Source organism: Proteus sp. fly-1067, assembly GCF_040139345.1.
Taxonomy (GTDB): domain Bacteria; phylum Pseudomonadota; class Gammaproteobacteria; order Enterobacterales; family Enterobacteriaceae; genus Proteus; species Proteus vulgaris_B.
On sequence record NZ_JBEEUL010000055.1, the window covers coordinates 1 to 903 of the forward strand.

1 protein-coding gene and 1 pseudogene are annotated in these 903 nt (G+C 35.0%); one reads left to right on the top strand and one right to left on the bottom strand.

Features of this window, described 5'->3' with window-relative positions:
- Positions 1 to 291, top strand: a pseudogene (locus tag ABN217_RS19030) (hypothetical protein); the annotation flags it as partial.
- Positions 292 to 447: 156 nt separating this feature from the next.
- Here the strand turns inward: ABN217_RS19030 and yfbR are convergent.
- Positions 448 to 903, bottom strand: a 456-nt coding sequence (gene yfbR, locus ABN217_RS19035) for a 5'-deoxynucleotidase (RefSeq protein WP_349459822.1), incomplete at its 5' end; no start/stop codon positions are given.

Consider the following 903-nt stretch of genomic DNA (forward strand, 5'->3'; position numbering starts at 1 on the left):
AGTTTTGGTGAATATGAATATCTTACAGGTTATTGTGACTTCGAAAATTATTGGGGAGAGGAATTGATAGAGGTTGAGTTTACTCATTTTGTATCGGGACTTATTGACCAATCTGAAGTCTATGGAACAAGTAAAATAATCTATAGTGTTCCTGATAAAACAAAAATAACGGATGCATTTGTGTTTCGATACGCTGTGGGGCCTTGGGATCGCTATGATTATTGGACCATTAAAATACACACAAAAAGTGGTAAAATGTATCAAAGCAAAAGACGATTTTATTGTTCATAAGGTGAACAGGATGATGGTAGGGTAATATTAGGTGTCAATGGTGATGCTAAAACTTTTTATGTCGCATTTCCGGTATCATCAGGATGTAATACCGAATTGAACGAAATAAATTAAATTCAGCAAGGAAGGAATAAAAATGTTATTCCTTCTTGTAAATTAGTTGCTAATTTCATCAAGGGAAAGTTTAAAACCAGGAACAAATATTTCGATAAAATAGTCCATTTCAGGGCTATTTCTCTCCGCTAAGGTTTTTTCTAAGCGATTTTTAGCTAAATTAAATTCGCTATTGCCCGCAGCTAATTCTTCAAGGCATTTTAAATAAGCACATAAGCTATCGGCTTGTTTTACAATAAAGGTTTCTTCCTCACTATGTCGTTGCTCATCGATAAGAGGACGAAAATCGTCTTGTAACTCTTCGGGTAACATTTCAATCAATTTTTGCTGTGCGTATTTTTCTATTTTTTTATATTCATGAGCAATTTGTGGATTATGGTACTTAATCGGTGTTGGCATATCACCGGTGATCACTTCCCTGGCATCATGATACATCGCCTGTAATCCGATACGTTCTGCATTGACATTACCGTCAAACAACCGATTTTTAATTATGGC